This window comes from Propionicimonas sp. T2.31MG-18 (genome assembly GCF_964266745.1).
GTDB lineage: Bacteria > Actinomycetota > Actinomycetes > Propionibacteriales > Propionibacteriaceae > Propionicimonas.
Genome location: NZ_CAXWGX010000026.1, coordinates 437,731 through 455,562, shown reverse-complemented (window position 1 = coordinate 455,562; position 17,832 = coordinate 437,731). Strand labels below are relative to the sequence as shown.

14 protein-coding genes are annotated in these 17,832 nt (G+C 70.1%); 7 read left to right on the top strand and 7 right to left on the bottom strand.

What is annotated here, in order from left to right; genetic code table 11:
• Positions 1-190 precede the first annotated feature (190 nt).
• The gene (gene mobF / locus ACFQQJ_RS12655) at positions 191-3,781 is read left to right on the top strand and encodes a MobF family relaxase (RefSeq protein WP_377107060.1); all 3,591 of its coding nucleotides are present in this window, start codon (positions 191-193) and stop codon (positions 3,779-3,781) included.
• 57 nt (positions 3,782-3,838) lie between these two features.
• Here the strand turns inward: mobF and ACFQQJ_RS12650 are convergent, their stop codons facing one another.
• Positions 3,839-5,092, bottom strand: coding sequence for an ATP-binding protein (locus ACFQQJ_RS12650; protein WP_377106941.1), 1,254 nt, complete (start codon positions 5,090-5,092; stop codon positions 3,839-3,841).
• 761 nt (positions 5,093-5,853) lie between these two features.
• Here ACFQQJ_RS12650 and ACFQQJ_RS12645 point away from each other — a divergent pair.
• The 3 genes from ACFQQJ_RS12645 (at position 5,854) to ACFQQJ_RS12635 (ending at position 8,975) form a co-directional block, all read left to right on the top strand.
• Entirely contained in the window at positions 5,854-6,633 is a 780-nt protein-coding gene (locus tag ACFQQJ_RS12645) for a M48 family metallopeptidase (RefSeq protein WP_377106939.1), read from the top strand.
• 346 nt (positions 6,634-6,979) lie between these two features.
• A complete protein-coding gene (locus ACFQQJ_RS12640; RefSeq protein WP_377106938.1) occupies positions 6,980-7,666 on the top strand; it encodes a TetR family transcriptional regulator in 687 nt (228 codons plus the stop codon).
• A 28-nt stretch (positions 7,667-7,694) separates the two neighbouring features.
• Complete coding sequence (locus tag ACFQQJ_RS12635) at positions 7,695-8,975, top strand: MFS transporter (protein WP_377106937.1); 1,281 nt, start codon at positions 7,695-7,697, stop codon at positions 8,973-8,975.
• A gap of 4 nt (positions 8,976-8,979) precedes the next feature.
• Here ACFQQJ_RS12635 and ACFQQJ_RS12630 read toward each other — a convergent pair whose 3' ends face one another.
• Positions 8,980-9,720, bottom strand: coding sequence for a glycerophosphodiester phosphodiesterase (locus ACFQQJ_RS12630; protein ID WP_377106936.1), 741 nt, complete (start codon positions 9,718-9,720; stop codon positions 8,980-8,982).
• Positions 9,721-9,787: 67 nt separating this feature from the next.
• Between ACFQQJ_RS12630 and ACFQQJ_RS12625 the strand changes: the two genes are divergently transcribed.
• From ACFQQJ_RS12625 to ACFQQJ_RS12615, 3 genes are all read left to right on the top strand, one after another.
• Positions 9,788-11,482, top strand: coding sequence for a DUF885 domain-containing protein (locus ACFQQJ_RS12625; RefSeq protein ID WP_377106935.1), 1,695 nt, complete (start codon positions 9,788-9,790; stop codon positions 11,480-11,482).
• A 207-nt stretch (positions 11,483-11,689) separates the two neighbouring features.
• Positions 11,690-12,043 carry a TadE/TadG family type IV pilus assembly protein gene (locus ACFQQJ_RS12620; RefSeq protein ID WP_377106933.1) on the top strand — a complete coding sequence of 118 codons (354 nt, stop codon included), beginning with the start codon at positions 11,690-11,692 and terminating at the stop codon, positions 12,041-12,043.
• Positions 12,031-12,960, top strand: coding sequence for a pilus assembly protein TadG-related protein (locus tag ACFQQJ_RS12615; RefSeq protein ID WP_377106932.1), 930 nt, complete (start codon positions 12,031-12,033; stop codon positions 12,958-12,960). Before ACFQQJ_RS12620 ends, ACFQQJ_RS12615 begins: the two co-directional genes overlap by 13 nt.
• 30 nt (positions 12,961-12,990) lie before the next feature.
• Here the strand turns inward: ACFQQJ_RS12615 and ACFQQJ_RS12610 are convergent, their stop codons facing one another.
• From ACFQQJ_RS12610 to ACFQQJ_RS12590, 5 genes are all read right to left on the bottom strand, one after another.
• Complete coding sequence (locus ACFQQJ_RS12610) at positions 12,991-14,301, bottom strand: transaldolase family protein (protein WP_377106931.1); 1,311 nt, start codon at positions 14,299-14,301, stop codon at positions 12,991-12,993.
• A gap of 129 nt (positions 14,302-14,430) precedes the next feature.
• Positions 14,431-15,426: a dihydroxyacetone kinase subunit DhaK gene (gene dhaK, locus ACFQQJ_RS12605; RefSeq protein WP_377106930.1), complete on the bottom strand. Its 996-nt coding sequence runs from the start codon at positions 15,424-15,426 to the stop codon at positions 14,431-14,433.
• A gap of 48 nt (positions 15,427-15,474) precedes the next feature.
• Positions 15,475-16,110 (bottom strand): dihydroxyacetone kinase subunit DhaL, encoded by a 636-nt coding sequence (dhaL, locus tag ACFQQJ_RS12600; protein ID WP_377106929.1) that lies wholly within the window; start codon positions 16,108-16,110, stop codon positions 15,475-15,477.
• A complete protein-coding gene (locus ACFQQJ_RS12595; protein ID WP_377106928.1) occupies positions 16,107-16,859 on the bottom strand; it encodes an HAD-IA family hydrolase in 753 nt (250 codons plus the stop codon). The genes dhaL and ACFQQJ_RS12595 overlap by 4 nt, the downstream gene beginning before the upstream one ends.
• A gap of 1 nt (position 16,860) precedes the next feature.
• The gene (locus ACFQQJ_RS12590) at positions 16,861-17,718 is read right to left on the bottom strand and encodes a class II fructose-bisphosphate aldolase (RefSeq protein ID WP_377106927.1); all 858 of its coding nucleotides are present in this window, start codon (positions 17,716-17,718) and stop codon (positions 16,861-16,863) included.
• Between the last annotated feature and the right edge of the window lie 114 nt (positions 17,719-17,832).

Here is a 17,832-nt window from a genome sequence, read left to right as displayed (position 1 = left end):
GTGCCCCGGGTATCTGAGATCGCCGTGTCGCAGGAGCGGTCGCGTCGCTTCGCAACTGTAGGTGGAACATTGCCGATCCGCCCGGCATTGTTCCTCCCCCGTCTCCCCCATCTCCAGTCAAGGACCAAGGCAGACTTGAGCCCAGTCAAGCCTGCCCATGAAGCACGCAATGTACCATGGCTGAGTGGCGATGACGTCGATGGGGATCGTGCGGGCGGCGGGGGCTGCCGGCATGGTTGCTTACCTGTCGACCTGTGGTCATTCGCGGGCCGATGAGTACCTGTCGGAGCATGGTCACGCTGTGGTGACGTGGCGGGGGATCGGCGCTGACGGGAAGCTGGTGGAGCGGCAGCTGGACGCAGACCAGTTCGCCCGGTTCATGGCCGGACTGGACCCGTTCACTGGCGAGTCGCGGTGGGCCCAAGCGGTGGAGCCGGAGCATGTCGCGGCCGTTGACTTCCTGGTGAACGGGCCGAAGGAGTGGAGCATTCTCGCCGTCCTCGACCCCGGCGTCCGGGCCGCGCTGTTGCGGGGACAGGTGAACGCCGAGCGGGCGGTGCTGCGGTACCTGTGGGAGAACGGGACGGTGCAGGTGAAGCAGGCCGGCCAGGTGGTGCGGGTACGGGTAGAGCGGATCGAGATCGCCTCGGTGCAACATTTCTCGTCCCGTGCCGGGGATCCGCATTTCCACCGGCACATGGAGATCTCGGCCAGGGTGTGGGCGGCCGGGAAGTGGCGGGCGCTGGACACGCTCGGCGCACGGAATCTGAACGTAGCGGTGCAGGCGATCTTCCAGCGTGAGCAGCTCCGCGAACTGCGGCCGGTGCTGGAAGGTTTTGGCTACCAGGTCGACGAGCTGGGTCAGATCCGGTTGCTGCGGCCGGTGGTGGAGGCGATGAGCCGACGCTCGGCGCAGCTGGAGCGGAACCTGGCCCGGATCGAGGCCGAGTGGCGGGCGGAGAACCCCGGCAAGGAGCCGACCGCCCGGTTGGCCCGCTTGTGGGATGTGCAGGCGTGGGAGCAGCAGCGGCCCTACAAGGCCGAGGCCGGGGTGCTGGACGACGAGTTGGCGGTATGGGCGGCCCGGATCCGAGAGGTGCTCGCTGAGCACCACCTCAGGTTGCCGGAGCCGGCTTTGGTGGTGCTGGACGGTCGTGTGAGTGTGGCTCGGCTGGACCGGGATGCCCTCGCGGCCGAGTTGGTGGAAGCGCAGGGGTTGAAGCGGTCGGCGTGGTCGCGGGCTGATCTCGAGGCGGCCGCGATCTTGGCCGTCGAGGGCCGGGTGCGGGGGGCTGCTGCGGCGCTGGACGAGCTGGCAATGGATGTCGTGGCGCGGGCGTTGGGGGAGTCGCGGCTGTTGCCGTCGGTCGCGCAGGGTAGGCCGTCGGCGGCGGTGAAGTGGTGGACCAGCCCCTCGGTGATGTCACGGGAGAACGAGTTGCGGGCCGGGCTGGCCGTGCTGGCCGATCGCGATCGGTTGAGTGTGGTCGAGGGTGCCGCGGGGGTCGGGAAGACGACCAGCCTGACCGGGTACCTGGCGGAGGCTGCTGCGGCCGGCCAGCGGGTCGCGGTGGTGGCGCCGACCGGGGCGGCCGCGATCGCCGCCGCTGGGGCTGGGGTCGAAGCGTCGACGGTCGATTCCCTGCTGGGACGGTATGGCTGGGACAAGAACACGGCGGGCGGCTGGGTATGGGCCGAGCCCAACCGGCGTCCACAAGAGTCGTTGCCTGCCGGTAGCAGGCTCGTGGTGGATGAGGCCGGGATGGTGTCCCAGGATGCGGCGCGGGCGCTGGTGACTCTCGCCGGCGTCTGCGGTTGGCAGGTGCGGGTCCAGGGTGACTCGTTCCAGTTCTCCGCGGTCGGGGTGGGCGGTGTCATGGAGTTGGCGAAGGGCACGGCGCGTCCCGAACGAGTGGCCCTGCTGGACGATGCCGATGACGTCCATCGTTTCCGGCTCCGCACGGGGGAGAAGGATGAGGCGTATGCGGCGCACAGTGTCGCGATCCGGACCGGTGCCGACCCGGAGGCGACCGCGGCGGAGGTGATGGGTCGCGCGACGTTGTACGCCTCCGAGGCCGAGCGTCAGACGTCGATCGCGCACGGGTGGGCCGAGCGGGCTCACGCCGGAGTGGGGCTGGTGATCGCCGCTACCAATCCCGACGTGCAGCAGTTGAACGGGCTGATCGCCGACCGGCTGCGCACGGTCGGGATCGTGACCGGTGACACGCTCGCCACCGCGCCGCGGGGGGAGTGGGCCTCGGAGACGATCAGCGAGGGCGACATCGTCGCAACCCGGGTCAACGGAGTCGACGAGGCCGGCCACCGGTACGCGAACAGGGAACGCTGGCGGGTCGACGCCCTGGACGATGCGGGCGCGTACCTGATCAGTCTCGACGGCCGCCGGGAGTTGCGGCTGTCGGGGAATGCGGCGCGTGAACGGCTGCAGCTGGCGTACGCGGTGACCGGGTACGGCGCCCAAGGGGTCACGGTGAACGAGGCCGTGCTGCTGGTCGACGAGGGCATGGACCGTCCCTCGTTCTATGTCGGCTCGACCCGCGGCCGTTACGCCAACCAGGCCGCGATCCTCGCCCCCGACGGGGACCCGGGCCTGGCTCGGGCCCAGGTTGAGGAGATCCTGTCCCAGCCTGGTGCCGACACCGGTTGGCGTGCCGCCGACCTGGCCGCGGCCGCCGATCGGGAACGGATGGGCGATCTGGTCGACATGCCCAGCCGCCACTTCCCGCCGATCGGTACCGGGCAGGTCGCCGAGGCGGCAGAGCAGATCGCCCGGGACGCTGAGTGGCCCGACGAGGTTCGCGACCCCCACCTGTTCGACAAGGCGCTCGCCCACGTCGACCGGCTCCAGCAGCGTCGAGCACTCGAGATCGCCCAGCGGGAGGCCAGCCAGGAGCAGTTGCGGAGCAAGCTCGCCCAGGCCGTCGAGACCGAACGACAGGTGGCCCTGCGGGTGGACAGTGCGGCGCAGCGGGTCGGGCAGGCTGTTCAGGCCACGCGGGCTGCCCAGGAAGCCGTCTCGGCCGCCGAGGACCGGGCACAGCACGCGAACCCGTTCAACCGCGGTAGCCGCGAGCGTGATCTCGCCGCAGCCCGCCACGCGCTATGGGACGTCCAGCAGACCGAGGCCGGCCGACGCGCCCGTCATGCCGAGCTCACCGAGAACGCCCGACGGCACGTGGGAACCTCCCGTCAGCTCGCCGGCGAGGTTGAACACGCCGAGCGCTACCTCGGTTGGCTGCGCGACGAGCGGCACCAGCTCACTCTCGAGCTCCTGCCCCTTCCCGGCGTGGAGTACCAGCAGAGGTACAGCCGCGCCGACCTCGAGGCACTGCGGGACGCCTGGCTCACGGAGCCCCAGCCCCGCGACACAGCAGACCCGGTCCGGAAGATCATCGACCTCGTCAACGACGAGCGACAACTCGCCGACGTCCTCACGCCAAGCCAGTGGCACACCCTCGCCGACGCAGCTCTGCCCGGTGACCTCGTGTGGGAGGCCGACAGTGACAAGCCCTGGCTACGAGGTCTGCGTCGGCCTCTGCCGGGCTGGCTGGGCCAGCAGGCGGAACACCTCGCCAGCGACCCCCAATGGCACGACCACGCCGACCAGCTCGCCAACCGCTGGACCACCATCCACCAGGCCGCCGAGACAATGCATGCCGAGCTCAGACCCGACCGGCCACCCACAACCCCGACCCGGATCGACCCCCACCGAGAACCCCCACGGCTCAGCCCACCCGGCCCCGACCTCAGCCCTGGCTGGTGAGGCCCGCGGCCTTCGAAGGCTGGACCACGCGGAGCGCGACGATGTCTGACGACGGCGCTATGGGCCCAAGGACGTGATCGGCACGACGAGGACGCCGTCCGGCCTCCGATAGGCGAAACGTCCACCCGTCACGACGACGAGCGCGGCAGGCTCGCCGTGCTGCTCCTTGTCGACCTTGCTCGCCATGTGGAGCAGCGACTCGGCTGCGGTGTCGGCCTGGGTCTCGCCGAGCTTGAACTCGAACCCGGCCCAGCGACCGTTGGGGAGCTCGAGAATGGCGTCGATCTCCCGGTTCAGCTGCGTGTCTCGCCAAGACGACAGGGATGCGCCGAGGGGCTGGCTGTAGATGCGGAGATCTCTCAGTCCGAGCGACTCGAAGTGGAATCCTGCCGCTTCAAGGTCTGCGAGCAACTCGGCGGTGCCGACGCCGAGTGCCGAAACGCCGATCGACGGGTCCACGAAGTGGTGCACCGGGGTCGTTCTCAGACGGGTACGCGAGCGCATGTGGGGCTGCCAGGCGGACAGCGGCTCGATGAGCATGAGCCGGTCCAGTGCGTCGAGGTAGTTGGTGAGGGTCTTGTCGTCGATCGGGCCGTTCTGGCCGCCGACCTCGATCGTGACCGCCGACCTACGTAGCGGCGTGCCCACGGCACGACCCAGCGATGCGAGCAGCCGTGTGAGGTTGCCGGGGTTGCGGCGTGGCCCGAGCGCGGGAACGTCGACGTCGACGACGTTGCGGTTGTATGCGGCGACCCACGCCCGCGCCGCCCGTTCGTGGAGGTCGACGGTCTCGGGCCAGCCGCCGACAACGATGCGCTCGATCAACTCAGGTATGGACAACGTGGCTGGCGAGCCGCTCGGCTCGGCGCCACCCAGGATCGCGGCCAGGCTGACCGCGCCGGTCGAGTGGCCGGACTCGAACAGGCTCATCGGACGCATCCGCAGGCGACCGATCCGGCCCGCCCCGGAGTGCAGGCGCGCATTGTCGCGGGGCCGCGACGAGCCGGTGAGGAGGTAGAGGCCCTTGTCGCTGTGGTCGTCGACCGCGCGCCGGACGAGGTTCCAGATGTCCGGAGTGTCCTGCCACTCGTCGAACAGGATCGGCGTCGGGGAGGCGAACAACTGGTCGGGGTACGTCTCCAGCGCTGCGCGGGCGGCCCGGTCAATCTCCATCCGGAAGACGGTCCGGGCTACCTGGGACGCCGTCGCGGTCTTGCCGACGGCCTTCGGGCCGTCGATGAGGACAGCACCCATGAAACTCATGAGATCCCGTAGTTCGGCGTCGGCCACGCGGGGACGGTAGCTGGTCACCGGTTCAGTCTAGGCTGACTCGATGGCGAAATCCCAGATCCATCGGGCCTGAAATCCTAGAAGCGTCGCTCGTGAAGTCGGAAGTTCGTCGGCGCGGGGGCACCGCAACGGGAGTCGCCGTGATCGTTTGCGGGAGTTGTCGGGGCGGGTAGTCCGCGGCGACACGGACCGAACGGACCGGCGGTGCGCAGGAGATCGCAGACAGCCCCGTGGCGGCTGGCAGTTAAGTCCGCAAGAAGTCCGCAAGAAGTCCGCAGGACCACCGAACCCGTCCGATCAATGCCAACGCCAGCCAACGCCATAAGCCCTAGTCAAACTGCGTTTACCAACGCTATCAGCTGCTTCCGAGACAGGCCGTAGACTGCCTTGATAGTTCCCCTACTACTACTGACACGGAGGATGCTGACTGTGTGCCCATCCGCCGAGGGCGCGGGCCGGCGAGGAACACGCAGACAGAGCGGCCGGCGCCGGTTCGGACCGAGGACGCGGCGTCTTCACCGGGCGCCGGCCTGGGTGCGTCTTCTCGGCTACTCGCCCCAGGACGAAGCAGGATCACCGCCGAGCTGGACAGGTTGGCGATCGGCAGCAGCGGGCACGATTTGCCCCAGAGAAGTCCCGCCTTGTGGGTATGTACAGATCATGCGACGCTCGAAAACGTCCACTGAAACCATGGTCGGTCAATCCGCCGGAGGGTTCTGATGTTCGAGTCTCAGCGTGACCTTCGTGCAGGTAACCGCTATCGGCACCGGTGGGAGATGCCGATGGTGTATCTCAGCTTCGCCTTTGCCGTGTTCTGGGTGTTGTTGTTCGGCGCGCTGGCCCTGGGCCGGTTCGACATCCCCGGCTGGCTGTCGAGCGTGGTCATGGCGGTGATAGGGCTGCCGTTCGTGATGCTGGTCACACTTCCGTTCAAGTACTGGGAGGAGATCGTGCAGTCGGTCGAGGTCTCTGAACACCAGTACCCGGAGGTCTGGGCGGTCTACCAGGACCTGCTCGCCCGGATGGAGGTGCCGAACCCGCCGAGGCTCTACATCAAGAACGGCAACGGAGAACTGAACGCCCACGCGGCGAAGCGCGGCCTCCGCAAGACGTTCATCGTGGTCTACAGCGACGTGGTTGACACCTTCTACGAGCTCGGTGACCACGACACGCTCCGCTTCATCATCGCCCACGAGTTGGGGCACGTGAAGCTCGGCCACATCAACATCCGCCGGATCATCCTTCGCTCTGCGGTCCAACTGCTCTACCTGAGCAACACCTTCACCCGCGCCCAGGAGTACTCTGCGGACCGGATCGCCGCAGCCCTGCTCGTGCCCGAGGTCTCCGCCGCGCGCTCGTTGTCGATCCTGTACGCCGGCAAGCGCAACTACCAGTCCATGGATTTGGCTCAGTACGCCAACCTCGACCTGCACCACATCAACGGGTTCTGGGTCGCAGTCGTCAACTTCCTGGCCAACCACCCGGTCGGACGCCGCCGCCTCGCCGCCGCCAACCAGATGGACACGTCCGGCGACTGGAACGTACACGGCAGCATGCTCTGAACCCCAGAAGCGATCGCCCCGACAGAACCTCCGATGCGCTGGCACTACGGGAGCCGCCGGCACCAATCTCTCCTGAGCACGGCGGTCACGCAGATGATCGCGATCGGGTAGACCAGTACGCCGAGGGGGACTGCCTCCCTGCCAGGAGCTGTGGGGAGGAAGGCCGCGGAGTCCCCCCAAGCTCGGTGGAGGGCTCACAAGGGCCGACAGACGCACGAGCGCCTGCGACTCGCGCGTGGCCGCTCGGACGACCGGGCGGGAGCCAACGGGAGGACACCCTCCCTTGCGGTATCCAACAGTGTTGGAATAGTATCCAACACTGTTGGACAAACCCGAGGAGAACCGCATGTCCCCCCGCACGGCGAACCGTCCCAGCCTCAGCCAGGAGCAGGTCGTCACCGCAGCACTGGAGCTGATCGACGAGACCGGGCTGGACGGGCACAACATGCGCGCGCTCGCCGCGCGCCTGGGCGTGGACGCGAGCACGATCTACTACCACGTGCCCTCGAAGGCTGCACTGTTCAGCCTGATCGTCGACCGCGTCATGGCCGGGCTGGACGCCGGGGTCGACGACCCCACGCACGGGACCGCCGAGCGGCTCCTCACCGCCGCGCACGCCTTCCGCCGGGCGCTCATGGCCCACCCGAGGGCGCTGCCGCTGGTCGCCGCCCGCTCACTGCGGACCCCCGCCCAGCTCGCCGGCGTCGAGGTCATCCTCGGCATCCTCTACGACGCCGGCTTCTCCGCCGTCGAGGCGATGGTGGCCCTCGACGCGATCGGCCAGACGGTCATCGGCCTGTCCAGCATCCACGCCGCCCACCTCGAGGCCGACGAGCCCGAGCAGCCGTGGGGCGACCTGCCCGTCGAGCGCTTCCCGCACGTGCGCCGGATGCTCGCCGAGGGCGCCTACCTGGGCTTCGACACCGAGTTCGCGATCACGGTGGGGGCACTCGTCACCGGCATCCTCACCGCCCGCTCCGCCGGCACGCTCATCCCGGCCGACGCGACCCCCGTCCCCCTCGTGCAGGCGTGACCGCCCGCCCGTCCCCAGGAGAACCCCCATGCGCACCGTGCTGTCCCGTCGCGAGTACCGCCTGCTGTGGCTCGGCCAGGCCGTCAGCCACCTCGGCGACCAGTTCCACCTGATCGCCCTGCCCTGGCTGGTGCTGGCCGTCACCGGCGACCCCCTCCAGCTGGGCCTCGTGCTGGCGGCGGCCGGAGTGCCGCGCGCCGTGCTGATGCTGTTCGGCGGCGCGCTGGCCGACCGGTTCTCGCCGCGCACCCTGATGCTCGCCTCCAACCTCGTGCGGTTAGCGATCACCGTGCTCCTCGTGGTCGCCGTGGCCGGGGGCACCGTCGAGCTGTGGATGGTCTACGGCGTGGCAGTCTCCTTCGGCGTGGTCTCCGGGTTCTTCCTGCCCGCGGCGGAGGCCACGCCGCCCCGCGTCCTTCCCGGCGAGGAACTCGCCGCCGGCAACTCCCTGATGATGATCGCCGACCAGGTCGCGCAGTTCGTCGGCCCGGCGTTGGCCGGCAGCATCGTCGCCCTCCTCGGCGGGGCGGCCGACGGCCGCTCCGGGCTGACCGGCATCGCGGTGGCCTTCGGCGTCGACGCCGCGACGTTCGCGTTCGCCGCACTGACCCTCGCGCTGATGCGCCCGCTGGCCGGCTTCGGCTCGGAGCACCACCCGCTGAGGGACGTCGCGGACGGGCTGCGCCACGCGTGGCACCACGACACCACCCGGACGATGGTCATCGTCATCGCCCTGGCGAACTTCCTGCTCACCGGGCCGCTGCTCGTGGGGCTGCCGGTGCTCGCGTCCACCCGGTTCGCCGAGGGCGCGGCGGCCTTCGGGATGATCCTGTCCGGCTACGCCCTGGGCAACCTGGCCGGCATGGCGGTGGCCGGGGTGGCGACCCCGTCCCCGCGGGTGCTCGGTGTGCTGGGTGTGGCCATCTTCCCGTTCCTCGCCGTGATCTACGCCGCGCTCGGGCTGGTGACGTCCACCGGGGTCGCGGTCGCGCTGATGGTCGTCGGGGGGATCGGCAACGGGTACCTGTCCATCACGATCATCAGCCTGCTCCAGCGGATGACCCCGTCGCACCTGGTGGGACGCGTGATGGCCCTGCTCATGCTGTCGATGTACGGCCTCGGCCCGGTGTCACAGGTGATCGCCGGCGCGGTCCTGCAGGTGAGCGCGACCGGGCTGTTCGTCGGGGCGGCCGCCGGCCTTCTCGTACCCGCCGCGCTCGCCTTCCGTCACCGCGGCATGTGGGACTTCACCCCTGCGCCGAACCCGGCGGACGGCCTCGCCGGCGCCGCGCTCGACACGGTGCCCTGACCGGTCAGGCCCGAGCGGGCGCGAGGCGCTCGCGCACCTCGAGGGCGAGGCGGGGCACATCGGTGAACACCGCGTCCACCCCCCAGCCGATCATGCGGGCCAGCTTCCGCTCGCCGTTCACCACCCACGGACGGACGGCGAGCCCCGCGGCGTGCGCGCGGCGGACGTAGCCCCTGCCCATCACGAAACGGGCCGGCGGGTGGATGGCACCCACGCCCAGCCGCGCCGCGTACCGCCACGGCTTGTAGAGCGGGTCGGTGTAGAGCATGCCGAGCTCCGACGGCGCCCCCAGCTCCTGGAGCCGCTTCAGCGAGTAGTGGTTGAACGTCGACAGCACCACGCGGTCGGCGATCCCGTAGGCCTCGACCGCGGCCAGGACCCGCTCCTCCAGCCCGTGGTAGGCCTCGACGGAGTTCTTCAGCTCGATGTTGATGGCCACGCCGGCCGGCGCGACGACGTCCAGCACCTCGGCCAGCGTGGGGATGCCGACGCCGGCGAACCCGTCCATGCCGTCGGTGGCCTCGAGCCGGCGGAGCTGTGCGAGGGTGAACCCGACCACCGGGCCGTGTCCGTCGGTGGTGCGGTCGACCGTCTCGTCGTGGATCACGACCATCGCGCCGTCCGCGGTGAGCTGCACGTCGAACTCCACCCCGTCGACGCCGATCTCCAGCGCCCGCCGGAACGCGGGGACGGTGTTCTCCGGGGCCTCTCGACGGGCGCCGCGGTGGCCCCAGATCTGGGTCATGACACTCCTCGACGACGGGCTGGTCGGATGTACCTCGCCCGGGCTCTGGCGGGCTATGGTCGGGATCGTGACTGTACGCCAAGCAACTGCCATCGACGCCATCGCCGACGCCTACACCGACCGCCTCGCCGAGCTCGACCCGCTCGCCGCGACCGAGATGGGCATTCCCGGACACGACCACCAGATGACCGACCTCTCCCCCGAGGGCCACGCCGAGCTCGCCCGGCTGAGCCGGGAGACGCTCGCCCGGCTCGCCACGGCAGAGCCGGCCGACGACGTCGACGCGGTGACCGTCGCCGCCATGACCGACCGGCTGCAGCTCGCCCTCGACCTGCACGAGGCAGGGGAGTTCGAGGGTCAGCTGAACGTGATCGCCTCGCCGCTCCAGGCGCTGCGCGACGTCCTCGACCTGATGCCCACCGCCACCACCGACGACTGGGCCAACATCGCCGCGCGCGTGTCGAAGGTGCCGTGGGCCGTCCACGGCTACATCGAGTCGCTGCGGTCGGCCGCCCGGCGCGGTCTCGTGCCCGCGGCCCTCCAGGTGCAGGAGGGCATCAAGCAGGCCGCGGAGCTCGCCGACCCGTCCTCGTCGTTCTTCGTGACCTTCCTCGCCGGCGCCACTCCGGACGGCAGCCCCGCCGAGGGTGCGCTCGCCAACGACCTCGCGATGGCCGGACGCAAGGCCGCCCAGGCCTACGGCGAGCTGGTCGCGTTCCTCGGCGACGAGCTGGCCGGCCAGGCGCCCTCCGACGACGCCGTCGGCAGGGACCGCTACGCGCTGTGGTCGCGGGAGTTCGTCGGCGACGCCGTCGACCTCGACGAGACCTACGAGTGGGGCCTGGAGGAGCTCGCCCGGATGACCGCGGAGCAGGAGCGGATCATGGCCGAGATCGCTGGTCCGGGCGCAACGATGGCCGACGCCGTCGCCGCGCTCGAGGCCGACCCGTCCCGCCGGCTCCACGGCAAGGAGGCCCTCCAGCGCTGGATGCAGCAGACCGCGGACGCCGCGATCGCCGCCCTCGACGGGGTGCACTTCGACCTCGCCGAACCGCTGAAGACGATCGAGTGCATGATCGCGCCGACCGAGAACGGCGGCATCTACTACACCGGCCCGTCCGACGACTTCTCGCGTCCGGGCCGCATGTGGTGGTCGGTGCCGCCGGGCGTCACCGAGTTCAGCACCTGGCGCGAGAAGACGACCGTCTACCACGAGGGCGTCCCGGGCCACCACCTGCAGATCGCCCAGGCCGTGCTCAACCGCGAGCAGCTGAACTCGTGGCGACGGCTGGTCAGCTGGAGCTCCGGGCACGGCGAGGGCTGGGCGCTGTACTCCGAGCGGCTGATGGAGGAGTTCGGGTTCATGGACGACCCCGGCGACCGCCTCGGCCTGGTGGACGGCCAGCGCATGCGGGCGACGCGCGTCGTGCTCGACATCGGCGTGCACTGCCGCAAGCCCGCCCCCGCGCAGTGGGGCGGCGGCACCTGGGACGCGGAGAAGGCCTGGGAGTGCTTCAAGGCCAACGTGAACATGGACGAGGCATTCCTGCGCTTCGAGCTCAACCGCTACCTCGGCTGGCCGGGCCAGGCCCCGTCCTACAAGATCGGCCAGCGGCTGTGGGAAGGCTACCGCGCCCGCTCGGAGGCCGCGGCGCGCGCCGCCGGTGAGGAGTTCAGCCTGAAGGACTTCCACACCCGCGCGCTCAACCTCGGCTCGGTCCCGCTCGCCGTCTTCCCGAAGGCGCTCGGCCTCGAACCCTGACCTCCGCCGCGGCACACCCGTGGGTCCGGCAGCGGATCCACGGGTGTTTTCGCCGAATTGCTGCTCCTACCCGTAACCCTCGGGCCATCGCGCGCGGTATAGCAGGTGTGGAGACGTGCCCCCGCGTCCGAGCAGGTGCTTCGCCTCCACCGGACCGAGTGGGGGACGATCATGCGGACCAGGCGATCTGAGCGCGGGAGTGTCGCCGTGGAGTTCGCCCTGATCCTTCCGGTCCTGATGATCCTGCTGCTCGGCATCATCGAGTTCAGCTACGCGTTCCTGGTCCAGGCGTCGGTCTCCAACGCGGCGCGCCTTGGTGTCCGCAACTACGCCATCAACTACACGACGCCGGGAGCCCAACAGGCCGCCATCGACCTGGCCAGGTCCGCCCTGACTCCCGGCGCGGTGGTCTCCGGCACGTTCTCCGCACCGTGCACCCCGATGGGCCAGACGACCCTCACCCTGACCTACCGGTACCGGTCGATCACCGGCTGGTTCGACGGGATCCTCGGCAGCCAGGTCAGCCTCAAGGGCATCGGGAGCATGCAATGCGGCGGCTGACCGGACGGCGTGGATCGCAGCGCGGCGCCACCGCGGTCACGATGGCGTTGCTGATGCTGGTGCTGATGGCGGGCGGAGCGCTCTCGGTCGACCTGGGGATGGCCTACGCCGAGCAGCAGCAGCTCCGCAACGGCGCGGACGCGGCCGCGCTCGCGATCGCGGAGTCCTGCGCCCGCGGCGCCTGCGTCGACAGCGCCGACACCTACGTGAAGGCGAACAAGCTCGACGGGAAGGCCTCCGGCACGGTCGAGGGACCGATCGGGCCCTCGACGGTCACCGTCTCTGCCCAGGCCACCAGGACCAACTACTTCGCCGGGATCCTCGGGTTCCCCACCACGGACCTCACCGCACGGGCCACCGCGCAGTGGGGCTGGCCCTCGGCGGGCGCGACCCTTCCCCTGACCTTCTCCTGGTGCGCCTTTTATGAGGCGACCGGGGGCTGGGACGACCAGGGCAAGCCGCTCGTTGCCGGTCAGACCACCGTCCACTTGATCGAGAAGAGCTGCACCCCGCCGGCCCACAACGAGGTTCCGGGCGGCTTCGGCTGGCTGACCGGCGTGAAGTGCGTGTCCATGGTCGTCTCCGGTGAGTGGGTGCTCAGCGACCCCGGCAATGACGGCTCGACGTCGTGCAAGGACTTCGACTGGACCACCATCCAGAACAAGACCGTGCTGGTGCCGATCTTCGACGCGGTGAGCGGAACCGGCAGCAACGCCCAGTACAAGATCAAGGGCCTGGCCGCCTTCACCATCACCGGTTACTGCTTCTCCTCGAGCGCGAAGTGGAACGTCACCAAGTGCCCGGCGGACAAGCAGGTCAAAGGCACGTTCACGAACTACGTCGACCTCACCGGCAACTACACCATCGACGTCAACGCCACCCATTTCGGCGTTCCCACCATCAAGCTCACCTCCTGACGCGCGCCGGGCCCGGACGCCGCTCGGAGTTCAGCGCTGCCCGCGAGCCGCCGACAGGAACCGCCGCTGGTAGCTGACCACCTGGCTCGCGGACGCGAAGCGGGCGAGGTAGCCGGGTTCGGCGGTGACCACCACGCGTCCGGCCATGTCGGCGAACTCCGGCTCGGTGAGCAGCCGGTCGATGTCGGGGTACATCGCCTCGCCCTCCAGCGAGCAGACGATCAGCCGCGTGTCCGGCAGGTCGGCCTGCCGCAGCACCCGCAGGTTGTGCCGGACGCCGTCCAGCCCGTCCGCGCCCTCGTGGTCGTCGATGCGCCGGGAAATGACCGCCCGGCGCGCGATGGCGACGGCCACCTCCACCGGCGCGTCCACCTCGTCGCCGGACAGCGCGTCGACGCCGACCAGGTAGTCGCGCAGCTCGACCAGCGCCTCGGCGTCGTCGCGTCCGCGTTCGAGCAGCTCGGCCATCCGCCGGGTCTGGGCCAGCCGGTTGCGGATGAAGCTGTTGATGAACGCGGGCCGGGCCTGGAGGGCGAGCCGGGCCTGGTAGGGCTCGAACATCAGCGTGAAGTTCACCCGGAAGCCGTGCTCGCGCAGCCGCAGCGCGAGCCGGTGGCCGGCGAAGGCCTCCTCCGGGGACGCGGTGTCCCAGCGGCGGCGCAGGCGCTTGTCGCCGGTGAGCAGCTCCCCCGCGTTCGCGGCGCTGACCGGCCCGGTGTGCGGCACCTTGATCACCGTCCGCCACTCACCGAGGATGTCCCGCATCTGCTCGCACTCGGCCAGCACCCTGCCGAAGTCGGGCTCGAACGGGTCGTCGAGTTCCACCGACACGTCACATCCCGGCCCCAGGATCCGGGCGATCTCGGTCATCACCTCGTCCCGGGTCGAGTACCGGTGCTCGACGTTGGCCCGGGGGTTGTTGATGAACAGGTCGTAGATGATGCCGGGGTTGCAGGTGAGATTGGCGATCAGCGGTGCGACCGGCTCCAGCTCGTAGGGGTTCGCGGTGTCCGCGGAGAACAGCATCGGCGTGGGGCGCGGGACGCCGTCGGCGTCCTGGCCGATGTCACGGACGAGGTCGGCGGACAGCAGGCCGTCCGCCGCCAGCCTCCACACCACGCGGAAGCCCGCCGGCAGGTGGCCCGGCGGGACCGCGAAGTAGTCGATCACGCGGGAGAACTCCGCGGTGACGCCGAGCTGGCGGCCGTAGCGCAGGGCCTGCGCGAACGTCTCCTCCGTCAGGGGGAGGCGGGAGAGCCGGCCGACCAGCTCCTCCTCGCCGGACACCGGGGGCAGTCCGAGCGATGCGACCTCGAAGGCGATGCCACAGGAGGTGGCCATGATCGGGATCCTCTCGACGGGGATCGAATCCCGGCCCGCCCCGCCCGGCGCGGTGGGTCCGGCGGTGTCGCCACCGCGGGACTCCCCGCGTGCGGACGGGGACGGGTCAGACGGACGAACCGCAGCCGGTCAGAAGATGCGGTTCACGATGGACGCCGGGGCCTCGAGGAGCGCCTCGATCTCGTCGTCCAGCTTGACCAGCGTCAGCGACGCACCGGCCATCTCGAGGCTGGTGCAGTACTCGCCGACGTAGCTCCTCGCGACCGTGATGCCCTGGTCGGCCAGCTTCTGCGCTGCGATGCCGAACAGCAGGTAGAGCTCGCTGATCGGGGTCCCGCCCAGGCCGTTGATCATCAGCGCGACGCGGTCGCCGGCGGTGAAGGGCAGGTCGGGCACGACCGCGCCGAGCAGTTCGTCGACGATCTCGTCCGCGCTGACCAGCTTGGCGCGACGGCGTCCGGGCTCGCCGTGGATGCCCACGCCGACCTCCATCTCGTCGTCCGCGATCTCGAACAGCGGCACGCCCTTGGCCGGCGGGGTGCAGGAGCTGAGCGCGATGCCCATCGTGCGGGTCACCGAGTTCACCTTCTCGCCGATCGCCTTCACCTCTTCCAGCGAGGCGCCCTGCTCGGACTTCGCGCCGACGGCCTTGATCACGAAGAAGTTGCCGGCCACGCCGCGGCGGCCCACGGTCCAGGTGGAGTCCTGCACCGCGACGTCGTCGTTGATGAACAGGGTGGTCACCTTGAGGCCCTCGGCCTCGGCAAGTTCCTGCGCCATCTCGAACGCCATCCGGTCCCCGGTGTAGTTGTTCACCAGCAGCAGGACGCCCTTGTCCGAGGCGACCAGCTTGGCGGTCTGGTACACGTAGTCGCTCGGCGGGGCGGCGAACACGTCACCGGGGCAGGCCGCGTCGAGCATGCCGGGGCCGACCACCATCACGTGGGCCGGCTCGTGGCCGGAGCCCGACCCCTGCACGATGCTCACCTTGTCGTGGTTGGGGGCGTCGGCCCGCATGATCAGGTTGTACTCGGGCACGTATTTGATGGTGTCCGGGTTGGCCAGGGCGATGCCCTTCAGCATCTCGGGGACGAACTGCTTGGGATCGTTGACGAACTTCTTCATGGGTTTCCCTTCCTCGGGTTCGGGTTGTGGTGTGGGACGGATGGGTGGCTAGCGCTTCGACCAGGCCTCGGCCAGGGCCTCCAGCAGGACGGCGATCGCCATGGCGCCGGCGTCGACCGACCCGATGCTGCGCTCGCCGGTGTAGGACGCGCGGCCGCGCATGGCCTGCATCGTCTTGGTGTTCTCCGCCGCCGCCCGCGCGGTGACGGCCATGGCGCGCACGATCTCGGCCGCGCCGTGGCCGGCCGCCGACTCCGCCTCGAGGGTGTCGATGGCGGGGACGAGGGCGTCCAGCAGGGTCTTGTCACCGAGGTCGGCCTGCCCCCTCGCCTTGATCCCCTCGACCGAGGCGCGCAGCGCGCGCACCACGTCCGCGCCCTCGATCTGGGGGTGTTCCTTCAGCTGCACCCCGGCCCGGAGCATGGCGGTGCCCCAGATCGGGCCGGAGGTGCCACCGATCCGTGCGGAGACGGCCGCGGCGATCTTGGTGAGGAAGACACCGGGGTCGCTGCGGTCGAAGCTGTCCCACTGCTCGAGCGCGATCTCGAAGCCGCGGGCCAGCGAGTAGCCGAAGTCGCCGTCGCCGACGACGGCGTCCAGCTCCCCGAAGTAGGTCTCGTTGGCGACGATGTTCTCGGCGATGTTCCGCATCACGAACTCGACGTCGGTGATGGATCCGGTCATCTGGATTCCTCCTGGTTGGTTGGGAGCAGCTGCTCGAGGTCGGCCAGGGTGACCATCCCCTCGGGGCGGACGCCCGCCGGCGCGGACACCACGGCCAGCGGGTCGCCCGGGTCGCCCAGGTGGCTGAGCACAAGGGACGCCCCGGTGAAGTCGTCGTCCGCGGTGAAGGTGCTGACCGTCACCACCACCGCGAGCCCCGCACCGCGGGCCGCCTGGACGCCGATCCCGGAGTCCTCCACGACCAGGCACTCGGCGGGGTCGAGGCGGAGGTCGTCAAGGACCTTGAGGTAGATGTCCGGTGCCGGCTTCTTCCGCGGCACGATGTCGCCGGCGAAGACGTGGCACCGCTCAGCGAGCTCCGCACCGACCGCGTGCTCGAGGACGCCCCGCACCGACGGCTCGGCGGAGGTGGACGCGACGGCGACCGTCCACCCGTGGGCGAGGGCGTCGGCGACGATCCGGGCGATGCCGGGACGGCCGGGGAGCTGGCCGTCACGCACCCGCTCGAGGAACAGCTGGGTCTTGCGGGCGTGGAGGTGCCTGATCAGGTCGGCGGCACCGTCGGTGTCGGGCAGGTCGGAGGCGATCCGCTCCTTCCCGCCGCCGATCTTCACCTTCTCCGCGTAGGTGGGCACGTCCCAGCGGACCGGCACGCCGAACTCGGCGAACGCGTCGTTGAAGGCGGGCAGGTGGCCGTCCTTCTCCGTGTCGGCCAGCACGCCGTCGCAGTCGAAGACCAGGGCCGGCATGTCAGGCCCTGCCCGCGCTGCCGAACACCTCTGCGAAGTGCCTGGTCATCGCGCGGACGTCCGCACCGACGGCGGTGAACAGCGACGGCGGGTCCCACTTCGCCTTCGCCTCCGCGTCCTTGAGGAAGGCCAGGCTCGACTGCATGAAGGTCTCCTTCAGCGCCGTCGAGATGTTCACCTTGGCGCAGCCGCGGGCGATGCAGTCACGGAACTGCTCGTCGCTCAGGCCGCTGCCGCCGTGCAGCGCGATGGGCACCGGATGGGCGTCCACGATGTCGGAGACGCGCTGGAAGTCGAGCACCGGCGCCCGCTTGTAGGTGCCGTGCGCGTTGCCGATCGCGGGGGCGAACACGTCCACGTTCGTGGCCTCGAGGTAGCGCAGCGTCACCTCGAGGGTCTGGCGCTTGGACTCCTCGTCCGAGCCGATCCCGTCCTCCTGGCCCGTGATCGACTCGATCTCGCCCTCCACGTGGGCGTCGTAGCGGCGCGCCTCCGCGACCACCTCGACGGTCTGGCGCTGGTTCTCCTCCACCGGCAGCTGCGACGCGTCGAACAGCACGGAGTTCCAGCCGGCGGCGAGGCAGTCGCTGATCACCTGGCGGTCGGGGCAGTGGTCGAGGTGCAGCGCGCAGGGCACCTCGATGCCCGCCGTCATGGCCTTCCACATCTGGAACAGGGTGTTCACGCCGATCGAACGGACGGTCTTCACCGAGGTCTGGAGGATCACCGGCGACCGTGCCTCGACCGCCCCCGCGAGCACGTTCTCCATGGTGAGGTCGTTGAGGATGTTGATGGCCGGGACGCCGTAGCGCTGGGCGAAGGCCGGCCTGAGGATGTCCGCCAAGGACTGGACAGCCACCATTGGCTCCTCTCGTCAGGTACGCCCTCACGCTAGGTCGGGCCCCCCGGGAGCAGGTATGGGGTAATCCCCCCACAGCCGTGTGGGGGGTGGCATGGGGGTCCGGGAGCCGGG